We start from the raw sequence: 17,809 nt of genomic DNA, 5'->3' as shown, positions 1-17,809 counted from the left end.
GGCTGCTGAACCCCACCCTCTGTACCCGGGATGAGGCTTGCCCCTACTTCCGAGACTCCGCTCCCGTCACCTACGCGCGGGGCTTCACCGGGATGCAGAGCCGGATGTTCCCGGCGCAATACCAGCAATTCATGTCGATACTCATGTCCCATTTCGGACGTAACCCCTACTTTGAGCGGCGAAGGGGCGAATTTCCACTCTCACCTAAAGAGCAAAGGATCGTGCTAAACGCCTTGCGAAGGGTCGGAGTGACGGAAGAGCTAAGGTTCGATCATTATGAGGAGAGTGTCAATTGGTATGATTGAGGCAGTACTCCTTATAAAGTACCGCAATACTCAGCCGGACAGTACCGCAGTACTTCGTAAGGAGTACCGCAGTACTTTGCGCACAGTACTACAGTACTTCCTACGGAGTACTGGCAGATGCCTCAGCCATCTATCCAAGTCGCTATTACCGAGGCCGGGACGAGTGCCATGGCGCCTCCTCGCATCCCTCTTGGGGATCGGCGTGGCGGTGTGGTGTGTCATGTATGGCATCGTGCCCCGGCAATTATTTCCCGCCCCCTGCTCTACCTTATTATATTCGGCCGAGGGCGAGCTTTTAGGCGCACGTATCGCACCGGACGGGCAATGGCGTTTCCCGGCGGCGGATAGCTTGCCTGATAAATTCGTGGATTGCTTGCTCACGTATGAGGATAAACGGTTCTTTTACCATCCCGGTATAGACCCCGCCGCCATCTTCCGGGCGATCCGCTTGAACGGGAAAGCGGGGCGTGTGGTGAGCGGAGGAAGTACCTTGACCATGCAATTGGCACGCATAGCGAGAGGGAACCAAGACCGGACCTTCTACGAGAAAACGATCGAGATGTGCTGGGCGCTCTTTCTAGAAACCACCTATAGCAAACAAGAGATACTGAACCTCTATGCCTCGCACGCTCCCTTCGGGGGAAACGTGATCGGGCTGGAGACCGCCGCATGGCGTTATTTCGGGCGAAGCGCCTCCGAGCTATCGTGGGCCGAGAGCGCTACGCTGGCCGTCCTTCCCAACTCCCCCGCCTTGATCCACCCCGGGAGAAACCGGAAACAACTGAAGGAGAAGCGGGATCGCTTATTGGCTTCCCTTCAAAAGAAAGGTGTATTGGAAGAGACCGAATACGAGCTGGCCTGCATGGAGCCACTTCCCGAAGCCCCTCTCCCTTTACCTAATGATGCCCCTCACCTGTTAGAAAGACTAGCCGCGGAACAACCGGGACAACGCATCCAAACCTCCGTCCGCCAAGCCCTGCAACGACAGACACAGGCCCTCGTAAACCGTTATGCCCGTGAATACAGTTCCAACCATATCTATAATCTGGCGGCGATCGTAGCGGACGTGGAGACCGGGGAGGTATTGGCCTACGCCGGAAACGCTACCTATCCGGCCGACGAGCGGCGGGGGAACCAAGTGGACATCATTACCTCGCCCCGCAGCACGGGAAGCATCCTCAAGCCCTTCCTGTATGCCGGTATGCTGCACGACGGGCTGTTGCTCCCCTCCATGCTGGTATCGGACGTGCCCTTGAATATAAATGGCTTCTCCCCCCATAATTACAACAAGACATTCTACGGGGCGGTACCGGCCCATGTAGCCATAGAGCGCTCCTTGAACGTGCCCTTGGTACGTATGCTCTCCCAGTATAATACCGGACGCTTTATGTCTTTGCTGAAATCGTGGGGAATGACTACCTTACGTTTCTCCGAGGAACATTACGGGGCTTCCTTGATCTTGGGAGGGGCCGAGGGAACCTTATGGGATCTTTCCGGCATGTATGCCTCCATGTCTCGTGTGCTTAAACATTACCGTACTTACAACGGACGCTATAATCCGGCGGACATCCATCCGCTGACTCCCTTTCCGGCGGAGAGGAAGGAACCCATCCGTTCCCTTACCGATAGCCGGCTCACCGATAAGGCGCTCCTTTCCTCCGCAGCCCTGTGGTACACGTTCGAGGCGATGTCCGCCCTGAACCGTCCCGAGGAAGAGGCCGACTGGCAACAATTCGAGTCGATGAAACGGATTGCGTGGAAGACCGGGACGAGTTACGGGGGACGAGACGCTTGGGCGATCGGCACGACTCCCCGCTACGTCGTCGGCGTATGGGCCGGTAACGCTTCCGGCGAGGGCCGTCCAGGACTTACGGGTGTCGGCAACGCCGCCCCGGTCCTTTTCGATCTCTTTTCCCTATTGCCCGGTGGAGAATGGTTCGACCTGCCCTACGATGAGACGCTTCCCATGGCGATCTGCCGGAACAGCGGACATAAAGCCTCGCCCTACTGCGAGCAAACGGACACCTTATACATGCCGCTGTCCGGCAATAACACGGGGGTCTGCCCCTACCATAAGCTCGTACATCTATCGGCGGACGGACGGTACAGGGTCAATAGTTCCTGCGAGTCTGTCGACCGGATGATCAGCCGCCCGTGGTTCGTGCTTCCTCCCGCGCAGGAGTATTACTACCGCAACTATCACATCGATTATGTCCCGCTCCCTCCCGTAAAACCCGGCTGCGGACAAGACCTGAACCGCCAGATCGAACTGATCTATCCCGAGCATAACGCCATTCTCTACCTTCCGAAAGGCTTCTCCGGGAAGTCCGAGAAATTTATCTTCAAGGCCGCCCACGCCCGCCGTGACGCTACGATTTACTGGCATCTGGACGAAAGCTATCTGGGAGAGACCACCGATAATCACCAGATCAGTTGCTCCGTGAGCCAAGGAAAACATCTCCTTACCCTCATCGACAACGAGGGGAACCAGAAGAGAATACAATTCGAGGTCAAGTAAAGCATCCGTTAAGCCTTGACCCAAACAGCCAATTTGCCTCCCTTGACAAGGAAACGGCCTTTCCCTTCCTCATCAATCGTCACGGTATCTTTTACCGAGCCTGTGATCTCATGCCATACCTCGCCTTTCCGGTTCTCCCCCACAGACATTGTTTTCTCTCCATCTTCCCCGTTCGAGATAACCAACGCCAAGCCCGAATCAGCATGTCCCGAATCTCCCAAGCGTACGAAGCCGATCGTGTTCGGATGATCAAAATAATCCACCTCTTCCCCGTACGCATATTCTTTCCGGGCACGCAATAGCATATCCAATACCTTACGATGGGGAGATTTCTTTCCTTTTACGCCATAATAATCCCCATAAAAGATACACGGATACCCCTTCTTCATCAACAGGATCAAACCGTAGGCGGAAGGTTTGAACCAATCCTTCACCTGCGACTCCAAAGAACTGTTTTTCTGGGAATCATGGTTATCCACGAAGGTGACGGCTTGATCCGGGCATATCTCGACCAAGGTCCCTTTTAATAGATCGCGTAAATCATAGTCACGACCTTTCTCGGAAGCCTCATTCAAGTTATAATGTAAGGCTACGTCAAACAAATCCACGTTATATTCTACTTGCGACAGGTAAGCCTCCAACGATTCGGTATCGTTTTTCCAATATTCCCCGACAGCGTAGAAACCCTCTCCCCGATCCGCTCTCACCGCCTCCAGAAAATGCTTGATAAACTGGTCGTTCATATGCTTGATCGCATCAAGGCGCATACCGTCCAAGTTTAGTTCGTTCGATACCCAGATCCCCCAGTCCTGCATCTCACGCACGACTTCGGGGTTATCGAAATCCAGATCGGCGAACATGAGATAGTCATAATTTCCATTCTCATCATCGACTCCCTCACTCCAATGTTTTCCCTCTCCCAGAATCTGGAATATACCTTCCTTCTTGCGGGACACATCATAGTCCGTCCCGGAGAAATGAAACCAATGCCATTTAAAATTAGAATACATATTGCCACGCCCCGGGAAGTCGAAGCCAGTCCATCCCTCTATCTCATAGGGTTCGCTGGTAGCGTTTTCCCGTTGCCCAGGATCTACCTCTTGCGCCATAAACCACTCGGTATAATCGGCTCCCGCCTTATGGTTCATCACGGCATCCAGATATACGCCAATCTGGTTCCGGTGAAGTTCCTCGATCATTTCTTGAAGTTCCTGCTTAGTTCCATACTTGGTACGTATGGTCCCTTTTTGGTCAAACTCCCCCAAATCATATAGATCATAGGTTCCATACCCCTCGTCCGCTTGCTCATGGCCTTTGTAAGCGGGTGGAATCCATACGGCGCTGATCCCGATCTCATGTAAATGCGAAGCATCATCCTTCAGCCGTTTCCACAGCATTCCATCGTTCGGCAGATTCCATTCGAAATACTGCATCATTACTCCATTTTCCATATGTTTCTTCTATTTGTTGATAAAACAACACTTCTCAAGCGTCATAAGTTGCTGAAACTAACCACCACCTCCTTTTGTTATAGTAAAAAACTAAAGAATAATAAGATGGATTCAAAGCATGTTACAGAGAGTACGTCCGGTCAAGAGGACATTCAAAAGACTTGGTGGAAAGAAGCGATTATATATCAAATCTATCCCCGTAGCTTTCAAGACAGCGATGGCGACGGAATCGGTGACTTAAACGGTATTACCTCCCGCTTGGATTATATACAAAGCTTGGGTGTGGATATCATCTGGTTAAACCCGATCTTTCTCTCTCCCAACGATGATAATGGCTACGACATCAGCGACTATCGGGAAATCATGCGGGAATTCGGTACGATGGAAGATTTCGACCGCCTCCTGAAAGAGATTCATAAACGGGAGATGCGACTGGTACTGGACTTGGTAGTAAACCATACCAGCGACGAGCATCCTTGGTTCGAGGAAGCCCGTAAATCCAGACATAATCCCTATTATAATTATTACCATTGGTGGCCGGCCGAGAAAGGTGAGCCTCCCTTGCGCCTCAGCTATTTCGACGAGGAAGGCAACGCTTGGATGTATAACAAGTCAACCGACTCGTATTACCTGCATTATTTCTCCCGGAAACAACCCGACTTAAATTGGGAGAACCCGGAGGTACGCCAAGAGATTTTCGATATGATGCGCTTCTGGTTCGATAAAGGGATAGACGGTTTTCGCATGGATTCCATCTCTCTTATCGCCAAAGATCCCTCATTCCCTCTCATAGATTCCAAGAAATATCCGGATATATTTTCTTTCTATGCCAAAGAGCCTCGCCTGCACCTCTATCTTCACGAGATGAATCGGCAGGTATTAAGCATATACGATTGTATGAGTGTTGGAGAAGGTTCGGCCGTGATGGTAGATGATGTCGCTAAATTTGTCGATCCGGCCCGGGAAGAGTTGAATATGCTTTATCATTTCGACGCCGCCCGTATCCGGAATACAACCCTACCGGACAATCCGGAATCCGGTATAGACTATAGCTTGATCGCCCTAAAGAAGATGTTTACGGAATGGGATAAGGCGGTAGATAAGGGTTGGCCCTCGATCTACTTGGGTAATCATGACCAGCCCCGTATGGTCAGTCGCTTTGGTAGCGATAAGGATGAGTTCAGGGCCTTGTCCGCTAAGATGCTTATTACTTTTCTGCTTACGATGAGAGGAACGCCTTATTGGTTCGCCGGGGACGAGATAGGTATGCGTAACATTCGGTTCGACCGTATCGAGGATTATAACGATATCGATACGATCAACCGCTATAAGAAAGCGAAAGCAGAGGGTAAAGATCCGCAGGCGGTATTGGACGAACAGAAAGAGACCGGACGAGACAACGCCCGCACTCCTTTCCAATGGGATCGCTCGCCGGAAGCGGGATTTACGGCAGGAACCCCTTGGTTAAAGGTAAATCCGGATTATACTTGGATAAACGTAGCGGACGAAGAAAAAGATCCGACCTCCATACTTAATTATTTTAAGAAAGTAGTCAGTTTCCGTAAGGAGAATCCGAGTTTGATTTATGGCAGTTATCATTTGCTGGATGCGGAGAATCCCCAATGCTATATCTTCTTACGCAAGACTGGGGCCGACACTTATCTGATTATGCTCAATTTCTCCCCCAAGGCGGCAATCTCCACTCCGGGGATAGATATGAGTAACGCACACGTCCTATTGGACAATTACGGGGACCGAAGTCATATGGCGCCTCAAAAAGATATCACGCTCCGTCCTTTCGAAGCGATTGTCTTTCAATTGAACCATCCCGTCTATGAATCCTTCATCGATTCGCTAGATCTTTTGGAATGATTCGTTAAAAAGAGATACAAAGCGCAACCAAAAACTTTTCGGATGTGTTTAAATACAAAACATCAGAACTTTTAAATAAAATATAAAACTATTCGTTATGGGATTTATTTGGTCTATTATCATCGGTATCGTTGCCGGCTATCTGGCTGGTAAGATTATGCGTGGAGGAGGTTTCGGGGTCATTGTTAATTTGATCCTAGGTATTATTGGAGGTGTATTGGGTGGCTGGGTATTCAGCTTACTAGGCATATCGGCCGGTGGTATCTTAGGAAGCTTGATAACCTCTACGGTCGGAGCTATTTTGTTATTATGGATCGGCTCGCTATTCAACAAATCCAAAGAGGTTTAAGAAGGCGTGCTCAATTATCAAATCATATATTACATGGCAACAAGATCTCACGAAACTTTAGTTACGGCATAATATAATGTAAAAGGCAGTCCTTGCCGGACTGCCTTTTTATTTAGATCGTTTCCACTTTTTCTTTAGGTAAAACCCATTTCAATACCAGATAACCGCAAAGACCGGATATAAACGATCCCGTGAATACACCCAGCTTCGCCTGATTCAAGAGATCTGCACCCGCCGCCGTACTGCCGTCAAAGGAAAGATTCGCTATAAACAAAGCGACCGTGAAACCGATTCCTCCCAACATGGATACTCCAAATAAATTACGCTTGCTCATGCCTGTAGGCATGGAGGCAAATGGCGTACACGCGAACAAGTAAGAGAAAGAGAATATACCTAATGTCTTTCCTACAAATAGGCCCACGAACACTGCCAACGGTACATTAACTAATGTCTGGGGTTGGATATCCCCGAATGTCACACCGGCATTCACGAAAGCGAATAAAGGAAGTATCACATAGTTTACCAAAGGATGCAACTTATCAGCGATGGTCTGCAACGGACTGATCGTTTTATCCGCCAACGTATGGATGTTATTCAATACCTGAATTTGTGTAGGCGTAAGCACTTCCGCTTTACGGGACTGACGAACCTCGGTATAGTCCAGCATATTCAAATACCCGGTCATATCACACGTGAAATCATCTAGCTTAACAACCGGACGGGCTGGAACCGTAAAGGCGATCAACACGCCGGCGATTGTCGGATGGATTCCTGACTCCAGAAATAGCAGCCAAACGATAAAGCCACCAATATAGAAAAACAATCGGTTGTGTACCCGGAACTTTCCTCCCACATACAACAAAGCGAGGACTATCAGGGATATCAACAAAGGCTCGAAAGCGATATGCCCGCTATAAAACAGGGCGATAATTATGATACCTCCAATATCATCCACCACAGCCAAGGCGGTCAAGAAGATACGCATGCTCAACGGCACCCGCTTCCCCAACAAGCCCAATACGGCCAAGGCGAAAGCGATATCCGTAGCCATCGGAATAGCCGCCCCGTTTACCTCGGGAGGCGTATTACATACTAACATATAAAATAAGACCGGCACGATCATTCCACCACAGGCGGCGATAATAGGCAATAGCGCCTTCCGCACGGAACTCAACTCACCGATCAATACCTCTTGCTTGATCTCCAGACCGATCACGAAAAAGAAAACCGCCATAAGGGCGTCGTTCACGAAAGCCAGCATAGACATGGTCTCGCCATGATGCGCGAAGAAGTTAAACTGCCCGGCTTGCAGATCGATTGGAAAAGCTAATAACTGGTGATACCTATCTGCCCAAGGCGAATTGGCCAAGACCATAGCAACGATGGTAGCGGCAAACAATAAAAGACTAGCGTTCGGCTTCTGTATAGCGAAGCGACGCAACGGTTTAAGGATAACATTAATCGTACGGTCCATAAATAATAAGTTAGATGAAGGTCTTCAACAATTGATCGTACTATGACTATTCCCTTTCCCTCCCAAGAGGGAAACGGGATATCATCTTGAAATACCTTCAAGTGTTTTTTCTATTAATTGACAGCTTTGGCTTTTCCTGCTTGCTCCAGGTTATAAGCGCTGCGTGTGAGTTTCTCTACCCAGATGACAAAGATACCAGTTAAAATTAAATTAAACACAATAGTTAACACAGAAATTATCAACATAGGGCCACCTAATCCATATCCCAAGGCTATGAAAATAACGCCGGCTCCTACCTCTCCACGGGTAAACATACCGATAGACAGCGCCAAACGCTCCCGTTTCATCCGGTCACGGTAGAAAAACAAAGGAAATAGTTTACCTATATTGGATAAGAATGAGACGATTACGACGTGTAAAGCGATCATCGACCATGACATCATCGGCTGGGAACCTGTCACCGTAGTTACTTCCGCCACTTGCTGAGCGAAATCCACACCCATAAACACCGGCATGCTCACTCCGACAAGGAACATAAAGAGATAAGAGATAAAATCGGACACTTGGTGCTCGATCTTGGTATCAATATGCTTATGCCGCATGATCATACCTACGACAAACGCAGGTAAAAGTACCTCGATATGGATGCTAGCCTCCTCCCCGTACATATGTTTCGATACCAGATAAATCACTTGCGTGATACCAAACGTCACGACGGCATAGAACAAGATGGCTTTCCAGTCTTGACGTACATTATAATATCCCATTTTCTTCCAGCCCAGGATCAAGAGCAATACCACAACCAGAATAATGACCCCCAATTGCCAGCGCAAGCCGATCATCATGATTTGCAACGGGATCATCAACAGGATCGTATCCAAGTCGTCGAAGATCGCCAATACCTGTACTTTCTTATATACCCAAGAGGCTTTTAGCCCGGCGGCGGCCAACATCGTAAACAAGATACCCGCCGAGGTAGGCGCGGCGAACCGGCTTAGCAACAGGTTCTCCTTCCAAGCGTCCCAACTTCCCCATAAATCGCCCGGAAGCAAGACAAACATATAATATAAAGCCACGAATATCCACGGAAACGCAGCCGTAGCCATCGCTATGAAATAATCTTCGGTATAAGACTTCCACCGGGTCTTATCAATCTCGAACTCACGCCCCACATTAATCATGATAAACGCAAGGCAAATAAACAAAAATGTATTAGAGATCGTCTTTACCAGCGAATACTGTTCCCCCACCATAGCGGGAAGCATTTGCGACACGACCAAACCCAACACTAGAAAAAGAGAGAATAAAAGAACTTTTTTCATTCAGATAAAACTATATTAATATTTACACAATAAAATGCAGGGGCAGGGTTCCTCATGAGCCTTGTCTCTACAAAAAACAATTGAAAATTGAATTAGTTGATCGCTTGCTACTCTTTTAGATAAGCGGTCTCAACCTTTAACAAGCGATTCTTGAGGCGTTCAGCCTCTCCTTTACGGATACGAAGCGTCATCTCGCAATCCATCTCGAACTTCTGTGAGATGATAGCGGGGTTATCCTCTTTTACGATACGCATGATCCCGTTCAGGTATGGGTATTCGAAAACGACCGTGATGTCCTCGTCTACCGTACGTTCCTCGATCTCGGCGGCGGCGATAGCCTCGGCGGCGGCCGTGCGATAAGCGACGATCAGCCCGCTGGTTCCTAACTCGATTCCACCAAAGTAACGTACTACGACAATCAATAAATCGGTCAGCTCATTCGAGTTGATCTGTCCGAGGATCGGTTTCCCGGCCGTGGAAGAAGGCTCCCCGTCATCGTTGGCCCGGAACGTCTGCCGCTCTGGACCTAACATATACGCCCAGCATACATGGCGGGCATCATAATATTGTTTACGGTATTTCTCCAGTTGCTCCTTCACCTCTTCTACCGTACGCACGGGGATAGCATACGAGATAAAGCGGCTGCGCTTCTCGGTATAATATCCCTCGGCTACTTGCTTGATGGTCTTGTAACTGTCGTCTGCCATAAATCAATCCGGTATTTTAGTGTTAGACACTTCCTCCCGGTACGCCCGGAAATCTTTCATGATCTCTTCGATCTCCTCGATGAAATAAGGATCTTTCACCTTATTCCTCACCTCCTCATAATAGGTCTCTATGGCAGCCAACGCACATACGTCCTGCCCTCTCAGCACGAAGTAAGGTTCCTCCTTCTCCACGCACTGCTTGATCATTTGTATAGGATTCTTCATTTTTTCTTATTTGCTATATCTAACTCTTCTTTCAAGAACGGAGCCGTAAACCCGACACCACTCTTCGCTAAAGCCTCCGGAGTCCCTGTGAAAAGGACGTTACCTCCACGGCGACCGCCCTCGGGGCCCATATCGATCAAGTAATCGGCGCTTTTGATAACATCGAGGTTATGTTCGATAACGATGATCGTGTTGCCTTTATCCACCAACTTGTTCAATACCCCCAGCAAGACCCGGATATCCTCGAAGTGCAGACCGGTGGTAGGTTCATCCAATACATAAAGCGTCTTTCCCGTATCCCGCTTCGCCAGCTCGGTAGCCAGCTTGACACGTTGGCTCTCGCCACCGGATAAGGTAGTAGAGGGTTGCCCCAACTTGATATATCCCAGACCTACATCCTGCAGGACCTTGATCTTGGATAAGATAGTCGGGATATTCTCGAAGAACTCCACTGCCATATTAATCGTCATATCCAAGATATCCGCAATTGATTTCCCACGAAAACGAACCTCTAGGGTTTCCCGGTTATATCGCTTGCCGTGACAATCCTCGCAAGGCACCAGCACGTCCGGAAGGAAATTCATCTCGATCGTCTTATAGCCATTTCCCTTACAGGTCTCGCACCGTCCGCCCGATACGTTAAAAGAGAAACGTCCCGGTTTATACCCTCTCACCTTCGATTCCGGAAGTTCCACGAACAGATTCCGGATATCCGAGAATACCCCCGTATAGGTAGCTGGGTTGCTCCGGGGGGAACGACCGATCGGAGATTGATCCACATTCACGATCTTATCGACATGCTCGATTCCCTCGATGGCGTCGTATGCCAAGGGGTCTTCCAGCGAGCGATAGAAATGCTGGCTCAAGATCGGTTGCAGCGTGCGGTTTATCAAGGTAGACTTTCCGCTACCCGACACACCCGTGACGCAAATAAGAGTACCCAAGGGGAAAGACACGTCCACATGCTTCAGGTTATTGCCGCTGGCTCCCTTGATCGTAATAAACTGCCCATTGCCTTTCCGACGCTCGGCAGGAACGGCTATCTCCGTGTTTCCATTCAGATAGGAAGAGGTCAAGGTATCTACACGCAGCATCTCCTTGGGCGTTCCCTCAAAAACGACCTCACCCCCCAGACGGCCCGCTTTAGGCCCCATATCCACCACGTAATCGGCACTCAGCATCATATCCTTATCATGCTCCACGACGATCACGGAGTTTCCCGTATCACGCAATTGCTTCAAGGAGTTAATCAGACGGACGTTGTCCCGCTGGTGCAAACCGATACTCGGCTCATCCAATATATAAAGTACATTCACCAATTGGCTTCCGATCTGGGTAGCCAAACGGATACGCTGGCTCTCGCCACCGGACAAGGTAGCGGAACCCCGGTTCATGGAAAGATAATCCAATCCCACATCCAGCAAGAAGCGCAGGCGGGAGCGTATCTCCTTCAATATCTCCGTAGCGATCCGAAGCTGTTTCGGGTCCAGCTTCTCCTCGATACCCTCCAGCCACTCGTATAATTCCGAGATATCCATGGCCGACAACTCGGCGATATTCTTTCCCGCTATCCGGTAGCTCAACGCCTCCTTATTCAATCGCCAGCCGTTACATTCCGGACAAGTGGCCATCTTGATGAATTGTCCCGCCCATTTCTGCGCCGAGGCGGATGCCTCGCTCTCCTGTTGCATCAAGATATACTTGGCGACTCCCTCATACGACAAAAAATAGTTAGACGATCCTAACGAGTCATTCTTGATCTGCAACCGCTCGTCCGTACCGTTCATGATCTCGTCCATCGCCTCCTCGGGAATATCCCGTATAGGCGTCTTGATCGTCACGCCATGCTTTTGGCAAAGCGCCTCAATCTGCCAGAATATCAACGAATTCTTATATTTACCCAAAGCGACGATGCCACCGCTATATATACTTAAGGATGGATCGGGAACGATCTTGTCCATATCCAACAAATTGACCTGTCCTAAGCCTTTACATTTCGGACACGCTCCTTGAGGGGAGTTGAACGAGAAATTATGCGGAGCCGGCTCACTGTAAGACAATCCGGTCACCGGGTCCATCAAACGACGACTATAATGGCGAACCTCGTTAGTCTCGGCATCCAGTATCAGCACAAGGCCATCGCCTTGCTTCATGGCGATCTTCAAGCTCTCTTTCAAACGACGCTCGTCTGCCTCGGAGACAATCATCTTATCGATCACCACCTCGATGCTGTGCATCTTATAACGATCCAGCTTCATCCCATGGAAGATCTCTTTCAACTCGCCATCGACACGGACGTTCAGATATCCTTTTTTACGTATCTGCTCGAAAAGTTCCTTATAGTGCCCCTTACGATTACGGACCAACGGAGCCAAGAGATACGTTTTTTTCCCGTTGTACTCATCCAAGATCAGCCGTAAGACTTGATCCTCGGTATATTTCACCATCTTCTCCCCGCTCAAATAGGAATAGGCCTCTCCCGCCCTAGCGTAAAGCAAACGGAAAAAGTCATAGATCTCGGTAGTCGTACCGACGGTGGAACGAGGATTCTTATTGGTTGTCTTTTGCTCAATGGAGATAACCGGACTCAGACCCGTTATCTTATCCACATCGGGTCTCTCCATATTCCCTAAGAAATTCCGGGCGTAAGCCGAGAATGTCTCCACATACCGCCTTTGTCCCTCAGCGAAAATCGTATCGAACGCCAATGATGACTTGCCGCTACCACTCATGCCGGTAATCACCGTCAACTTATTCCTCGGAATCTCTACATCTATATTCTTCAGATTATGAACACGTGCGCCAAGTATGGATATGCGCCCGCCTTCCAATGCCTGCTTATCTTTTATCATCTTTTACCTATCTGGTTTTAGGGGCCGTAAAGATACGAAAAAAACAGAAGCCAATCAAACTTTCCAGCAAATCATAGTGTAATCTCCGCCACTTCCTCCAGCCTGTTTGTTCCCTACGGGAAGACCTCGCAGTATCCACTGTAGGAACTAGAGTTTCTATTTATCCTTCACCTCTGGCTGGGGAGAAGGAGCCTGCATGTTCTCATAAAACCTTTTTTTCTCCTCGTTACTTTTTTGGACAAGGCTTGTCACATATACCGTAAATATTGGAAACATCATCATGCCCAAAGCAGCCAATACGACCGAAAGGACTCGCCCCGTAACCGTAATAGCGGATATGTTAGAGCCAACCGTTGTCACATCCATAAACGCCCACCATAGAGCGTCCCCATAATTAGCCACCAACGGGTTCACCTTGTGCTCCAAGACAAAAAATATAAGACTTGAGAAATAAACCGTGGCCAGCAACATCGTCAAGTAAGAGACAAACAAGCCCGACGCCTTATTGTACGACAACCATCCCACCACGATCGCCAACGCATACCCACCCCGTACCAAAGGAACGAAACGTAAGAAATAACTAAGCTCGGGTGAGGTGATAATATGATAATATTCTATTATATTTTGGTAAGGGATCGCTACGAGCAAGAAAATAAAGTGCGTTCGCAAATAACGTAATTTATCTTTCGACAGGAAAAATTCCAAAACAAAATCGAAAAGAAAAAACAAACAGATCCATAATTGAATCTTCTTATAAGAAGTTTGCGTGTAAAAGGGAATATTCTTAAATGTATCGATGGAGATACTGATAACCAAGAACAGCGACAACAATAGTATAATGATATGTAACACACCATATACTCCCTTCTTTCTCAATGCGAAATCAAATACGGCCATTTTCATAAGCGTTACTATTTATTTAATTATAATCCTTTTCATTTTGGTTTATGACAACAAACCTCATATACCATTTGTTTAAACAGCGAAATGTGTTAATTAACCAAGTTTTACGTAGCAAAAACAAAACATCTTCTTTGATTCGCTGTTATAAACTCAGACTTAAACGAGAGAAGTAATTCTCATTTTTAAAACATAAATCTATGGCAAATATCAACAAGACAGTAAAGCTAGGTGTGTTTACCCTAGCAATCATGAACGTGACGGCAGTAGTATCTTTACGCGGACTGCCAGCAGAAGCCGTATACGGACTAAGTTCGGCTTTCTATTACTTATTCGCGGCAATCGTATTCTTAATCCCGACCTCTTTGGTGGCAGCGGAATTAGCGGCAATGTTCCAAGACAAACAAGGTGGTGTATTCCGTTGGGTAGGTGAGGCCTATGGAAAACGTCTAGGCTTTCTGGCTATCTGGGTTCAATGGATTGAAAGTACGATCTGGTATCCGACAGTATTAACTTTTGGAGCCGTATCCATCGCCTTCATCGGTATGGATCATCCCGAAGATATGCTGCTGGCGAATAACAAATACTACACATTAGCGATCGTGTTAATTATTTATTGGCTGGCTACATTTATCTCACTAAAGGGATTGAGTTGGGTTGGAAAAGTAGCGAAAATCGGAGGTATGGTAGGTACTATCATACCAGCGGCGTTACTCATCATTTTAGGTATCGTATACCTAGCGACTGGCGGGCATTCCAATATGGATTTCCACAGTAACTTCTTCCCCGACTTCAGTAAATTCGACAACTTAGTCTTAGCCGCAAGTATCTTCCTTTTTTACGCAGGTATGGAAATGGGCGGTATTCACGTGAAAGACGTTGACAATCCTTCTAAAAACTATCCGAAAGCTGTATTTATCGGTGCCTTGATCACCGTTGTAATCTTCGTACTAGGAACTTTTGCGTTGGGTATTATTATCCCAGAGAAAGACATCAATCTTACGCAAAGTTTATTAGTGGGATTCGACAATTACTTCAAGTACATTCATGCCTCATGGTTATCCCCAATTATCGCTATCGCTTTGGCATTTGGCGTATTAGCAGGAGTATTGACATGGGTCGCTGGTCCTTCCAAAGGTATATTCGCAGTTGGTAAAGCAGGTTATCTGCCCCCGTTCTTCCAGAAGACCAATAAGATCGGCGTACAGAAAAACATCCTTTATATCCAAGGAGCGGCTGTTACACTTCTTAGCTTATTATTCGTGGTAATGCCATCCGTACAAAGCTTTTATCAGATCTTATCACAGCTTACGGTGATCTTATATTTAATAATGTATATGTTGATGTTCTCCGGAGCGATCGCATTACGTTATAAGATGAAAAAAGCAGGTCGTCCTTTCCGTATCGGAAAAGGTGGCAATGGCTTGATGTGGTTGATCGGAGGTTTAGGATTCTGTGGTTCCTTATTAGCGTTCGTATTAAGTTTCATTCCTCCTAGCCAGATTTCTACAGGAAATAATACGGTTTGGTTCGCCGTTCTCTTCATCGGTGTAATAGTTGTCGTTGCGGCACCGTTTATTATCTATGCGTCTAAGAAAGCATCTTGGGTAGATCCGAACACTGAATTCGAACCGTTCCATTGGGAAGTAAAAAATGACGTATCCGAGACGAATACGACAAAAGCATAACACACATTCATCTCGATAATTACCTAGTCCGGGCTGCGAAAATATTGCAGCTCGGACTTTTTCGTAAAAATAGCACAGAATATTTACGTTTTATTATGTGTATTATAAAAATGTAATTATCTTTGCGATAGTATTCATAAAATAAAATATCAAAAGAACTATGGCACGTACAGTAGATTATTCAAAAAAGGCAGAGAAAATCAAAGAGCAAGTAGATGAATTAGTACAAGAATTAATGGCTGCTAAATCGGCTCCGGTAGTCTCCAAAAGAAGTTTAAAAGTAGCTGACATCAATTTCGAGAACGAGGATGTTAATACATTAATGCAAATACAAGCTCGCCTCGCTCGAGTTATCTTGGAGAAGAGCAAATAAGAAAAAACTCTGCTAAGGTTTTAATAAAAGCGCCTTTCCCGTCTTTAAGGATGTTTCGGGAAAGGCACTTTATTTTTCAGGTCTCGTGCGAACTTTCAAAGAAAAAGCTTATCTTTGAAAACCTAATCAATAACATGTATGGAACTAACACTCCCAACGAAAGTTAATGTGACACATCCCATCATGCTAGACACGAAGATATTAGTCGTGATCGGAGCGAACGGTGCGGGGAAAAGCTCTTTTGGCAGAGATTTATTGGAGAGATATGCGGGTCAAGCGAAAAGAATATCCGGTATACATGCCTTATTCATCAGCGATGACGAATCTAAATTATCGGCCTCCAATGAATTCGCACGTTTACAGTCTATGATCAAGGAACGACTGTTCATGCCACGTATTTCTGAATACGAGAAACTGATTTTGCAACTCCAGAGCGAGGAGTTCGAGGCGGCAGTCAATTTCAAGGAAGCCAGCAAAACTAATAACGAAGTAGATCCTCCGATCACCAAGATAGATATTATACAAGCGATCTGGGAAAAGATGTTTCCGCATAATCGCCTGATACGAAAGTCGGGATTTATCGAGCTTGTATCCACGGGGCGTGATTCAAATTCCTACACCGCCGGACGCATGAGCGATAGCGAGAAACTGGTGTTCTACTTGATTGGGGCCGCATTATGCGCATGCCCGAACGCCTTGCTCGTGATCGAAGAGCCGGAAACCCTTCTCCACAACTCCATAAAGAACCAGCTTTGGGACGAGATTGAGGCGATACGCCCGGACTGTACGTTTGTTTATCTCACACATGACATTGATTTCGCCACCTCCCGCTCCGACAGCAAACGGATCTGGATTCGTTCTTACGACGCAGATCATTCCGTATGGGATTACGAGTTGATCGAGAGTAATGAAAGTTTCCCGGAAGAAGTATATATGGAAATACTTGGCAGCCGGAAACCGATCTTGTTTATCGAAGGGACCGACACGAACAGTATCGACAGCAAGCTTTACCCCTTCATATTCCCCGATTATTTGGTGAAACCGATGGGTGGTTGCCAAAAAGTAATCGAGACAACCAAAGCGTTCGGCCAACTGAAAGACTTCCATACATTAGATAGCAAAGGTATCGTAGATCGTGACAGGCGTACGCAAGGAGAAATAAACTATCTACGGGAACAACATATTTATGTACCGGACGTAGCGGAAGTGGAGAACCTATTGATGATAGAGGACGTGATCAAGACGGTCGCCAAACGGTTGATGAAAGATCCGGACGATGTTTTCAAGCAAGTGAAAGAAAACGTAGTACGTCTTTTCCAAAAAGAACTGGACTCGCAAGTAATCCTTCATGCCAAACATCAAGTCCGTAAAAAACTGGAGACTACCGTTGATCGCAAGATAACGACGGTGGAGCAATTAACCGAACATGTAGAGAGTATCCGTCTGAACATCCATGCGGAAGAAATATACAAAAACATAAAAGAAGAATTTGAGTCTTATATAGAAACGGAGAACTACAAAAGCATCCTCCGTGTTTATAATCAAAAAGGGATGTTACCACAGAGCCGCCTATGCGCGATCTGCGGTATCAGTAACAAAGAGAGTTATTTAAACCTGATTCTCTCCATATTAAAGGAAAACAAGGAGGATGCGGAAGCGATACGAAAGGCTATCAAACATTCATTGGGCACATAAAAAGTTTCTAAAAATGCGGGGAAAGTCCATAAAAAATTGTTCTTTTGCAAACTGTTTTATAACATTAATGGGCCAAAG

At 47.1% G+C, this 17,809-nt stretch carries 14 protein-coding genes; 7 read left to right on the top strand and 7 right to left on the bottom strand.

Annotation, left to right across the window (positions count from 1 at the left end):
- A partial coding sequence (locus tag QVP94_RS10935; RefSeq protein WP_502685442.1) for a DUF6078 family protein occupies positions 1–305 on the top strand: 305 nt, incomplete at its 5' end.
- Entirely contained in the window at positions 277–2,823 is a 2,547-nt protein-coding gene (pbpC, locus tag QVP94_RS10930) for a penicillin-binding protein 1C (protein ID WP_022192599.1), read from the top strand. The genes QVP94_RS10935 and pbpC, both read left to right, overlap by 29 nt.
- Before the next feature lie 8 nt (positions 2,824–2,831).
- Here pbpC and QVP94_RS10925 read toward each other — a convergent pair whose 3' ends face one another.
- The gene (locus QVP94_RS10925) at positions 2,832–4,274 is read right to left on the bottom strand and encodes an alpha-amylase (protein ID WP_022192598.1); all 1,443 of its coding nucleotides are present in this window, start codon (positions 4,272–4,274) and stop codon (positions 2,832–2,834) included.
- 105 nt (positions 4,275–4,379) lie between these two features.
- Between QVP94_RS10925 and QVP94_RS10920 the strand changes: the two genes are divergently transcribed.
- Together QVP94_RS10920 and QVP94_RS10915 are read left to right on the top strand one after the other, a co-directional pair.
- Entirely contained in the window at positions 4,380–6,146 is a 1,767-nt protein-coding gene (locus tag QVP94_RS10920; protein WP_022192597.1) for a glycoside hydrolase family 13 protein, read from the top strand.
- 97 nt (positions 6,147–6,243) lie between these two features.
- Entirely contained in the window at positions 6,244–6,495 is a 252-nt protein-coding gene (locus tag QVP94_RS10915; protein ID WP_005857281.1) for a GlsB/YeaQ/YmgE family stress response membrane protein, read from the top strand.
- A gap of 112 nt (positions 6,496–6,607) precedes the next feature.
- On the opposite strand, the gene nhaA is transcribed toward QVP94_RS10915, so the two are convergent.
- The 6 genes from nhaA to QVP94_RS10885 form a co-directional block, all read right to left on the bottom strand.
- The gene (gene nhaA, locus QVP94_RS10910) at positions 6,608–7,969 is read right to left on the bottom strand and encodes a Na+/H+ antiporter NhaA (protein WP_005857282.1); all 1,362 of its coding nucleotides are present in this window, start codon (positions 7,967–7,969) and stop codon (positions 6,608–6,610) included.
- A 113-nt stretch (positions 7,970–8,082) separates the two neighbouring features.
- Positions 8,083–9,291, bottom strand: coding sequence for a cation:proton antiporter family protein (locus QVP94_RS10905; protein ID WP_022192596.1), 1,209 nt, complete (start codon positions 9,289–9,291; stop codon positions 8,083–8,085).
- Between the two features lie 107 nt (positions 9,292–9,398).
- Positions 9,399–9,998, bottom strand: coding sequence for an IMPACT family protein (locus tag QVP94_RS10900; protein WP_005857285.1), 600 nt, complete (start codon positions 9,996–9,998; stop codon positions 9,399–9,401).
- Positions 9,999–10,001: 3 nt separating this feature from the next.
- Entirely contained in the window at positions 10,002–10,223 is a 222-nt protein-coding gene (locus QVP94_RS10895; protein WP_005857287.1) for a hypothetical protein, read from the bottom strand.
- Positions 10,220–13,075 carry an excinuclease ABC subunit UvrA gene (gene uvrA / locus QVP94_RS10890; protein WP_005862688.1) on the bottom strand — a complete coding sequence of 952 codons (2,856 nt, stop codon included), beginning with the start codon at positions 13,073–13,075 and terminating at the stop codon, positions 10,220–10,222. Before uvrA ends, QVP94_RS10895 begins: the two co-directional genes overlap by 4 nt.
- 156 nt (positions 13,076–13,231) lie before the next feature.
- Positions 13,232–13,978: a potassium channel family protein gene (locus tag QVP94_RS10885; RefSeq protein ID WP_005857292.1), complete on the bottom strand. Its 747-nt coding sequence runs from the start codon at positions 13,976–13,978 to the stop codon at positions 13,232–13,234.
- Between the two features lie 197 nt (positions 13,979–14,175).
- On the opposite strand from QVP94_RS10885, the gene gadC reads away from it, so the two are divergent.
- From gadC to QVP94_RS10870, 3 genes are all read left to right on the top strand, one after another.
- Positions 14,176–15,663: a glutamine/gamma-aminobutyrate antiporter GadC gene (gene gadC, locus QVP94_RS10880; protein ID WP_005857294.1), complete on the top strand. Its 1,488-nt coding sequence runs from the start codon at positions 14,176–14,178 to the stop codon at positions 15,661–15,663.
- Between the two features lie 160 nt (positions 15,664–15,823).
- Positions 15,824–16,036 (top strand): hypothetical protein, encoded by a 213-nt coding sequence (locus tag QVP94_RS10875; RefSeq protein WP_005857296.1) that lies wholly within the window; start codon positions 15,824–15,826, stop codon positions 16,034–16,036.
- A gap of 138 nt (positions 16,037–16,174) precedes the next feature.
- Entirely contained in the window at positions 16,175–17,731 is a 1,557-nt protein-coding gene (locus QVP94_RS10870; RefSeq protein WP_022192595.1) for a DUF4435 domain-containing protein, read from the top strand.
- Positions 17,732–17,809: the final 78 nt, after the last annotated feature.

This window comes from Parabacteroides sp. CAG:2, assembly GCF_000436315.1.
In the GTDB taxonomy this organism is placed as follows: domain Bacteria; phylum Bacteroidota; class Bacteroidia; order Bacteroidales; family Tannerellaceae; genus Parabacteroides; species Parabacteroides distasonis.
Note: the sequence above shows the minus strand (reverse complement) of the source record. Positions and strands in the feature narration are given on the sequence as shown.

Excerpts from the sequence above, each read along its gene's own strand:
- pbpC (WP_022192599.1), top strand. The coding sequence starts at position 277 with ATGAGGAGAGTGTCAATTGGTATGATTGAGGCAGTACTCCTTATAAAG.
- QVP94_RS10925 (WP_022192598.1), bottom strand. The coding sequence starts at position 4,274 with ATGGAAAATGGAGTAATGATGCAGTATTTCGAATGGAATCTGCCGAAC.
- QVP94_RS10920 (WP_022192597.1), top strand. The coding sequence starts at position 4,380 with ATGGATTCAAAGCATGTTACAGAGAGTACGTCCGGTCAAGAGGACATT.
- QVP94_RS10915 (WP_005857281.1), top strand. The coding sequence starts at position 6,244 with ATGGGATTTATTTGGTCTATTATCATCGGTATCGTTGCCGGCTATCTG.
- nhaA (WP_005857282.1), bottom strand. The coding sequence starts at position 7,969 with ATGGACCGTACGATTAATGTTATCCTTAAACCGTTGCGTCGCTTCGCT.
- QVP94_RS10905 (WP_022192596.1), bottom strand. The coding sequence starts at position 9,291 with ATGAAAAAAGTTCTTTTATTCTCTCTTTTTCTAGTGTTGGGTTTGGTC.
- QVP94_RS10900 (WP_005857285.1), bottom strand. The coding sequence starts at position 9,998 with ATGGCAGACGACAGTTACAAGACCATCAAGCAAGTAGCCGAGGGATAT.
- QVP94_RS10895 (WP_005857287.1), bottom strand. The coding sequence starts at position 10,223 with ATGAAGAATCCTATACAAATGATCAAGCAGTGCGTGGAGAAGGAGGAA.
- uvrA (WP_005862688.1), bottom strand. The coding sequence starts at position 13,075 with ATGATAAAAGATAAGCAGGCATTGGAAGGCGGGCGCATATCCATACTT.
- QVP94_RS10885 (WP_005857292.1), bottom strand. The coding sequence starts at position 13,978 with ATGAAAATGGCCGTATTTGATTTCGCATTGAGAAAGAAGGGAGTATAT.
- gadC (WP_005857294.1), top strand. The coding sequence starts at position 14,176 with ATGGCAAATATCAACAAGACAGTAAAGCTAGGTGTGTTTACCCTAGCA.
- QVP94_RS10875 (WP_005857296.1), top strand. The coding sequence starts at position 15,824 with ATGGCACGTACAGTAGATTATTCAAAAAAGGCAGAGAAAATCAAAGAG.
- QVP94_RS10870 (WP_022192595.1), top strand. The coding sequence starts at position 16,175 with ATGGAACTAACACTCCCAACGAAAGTTAATGTGACACATCCCATCATG.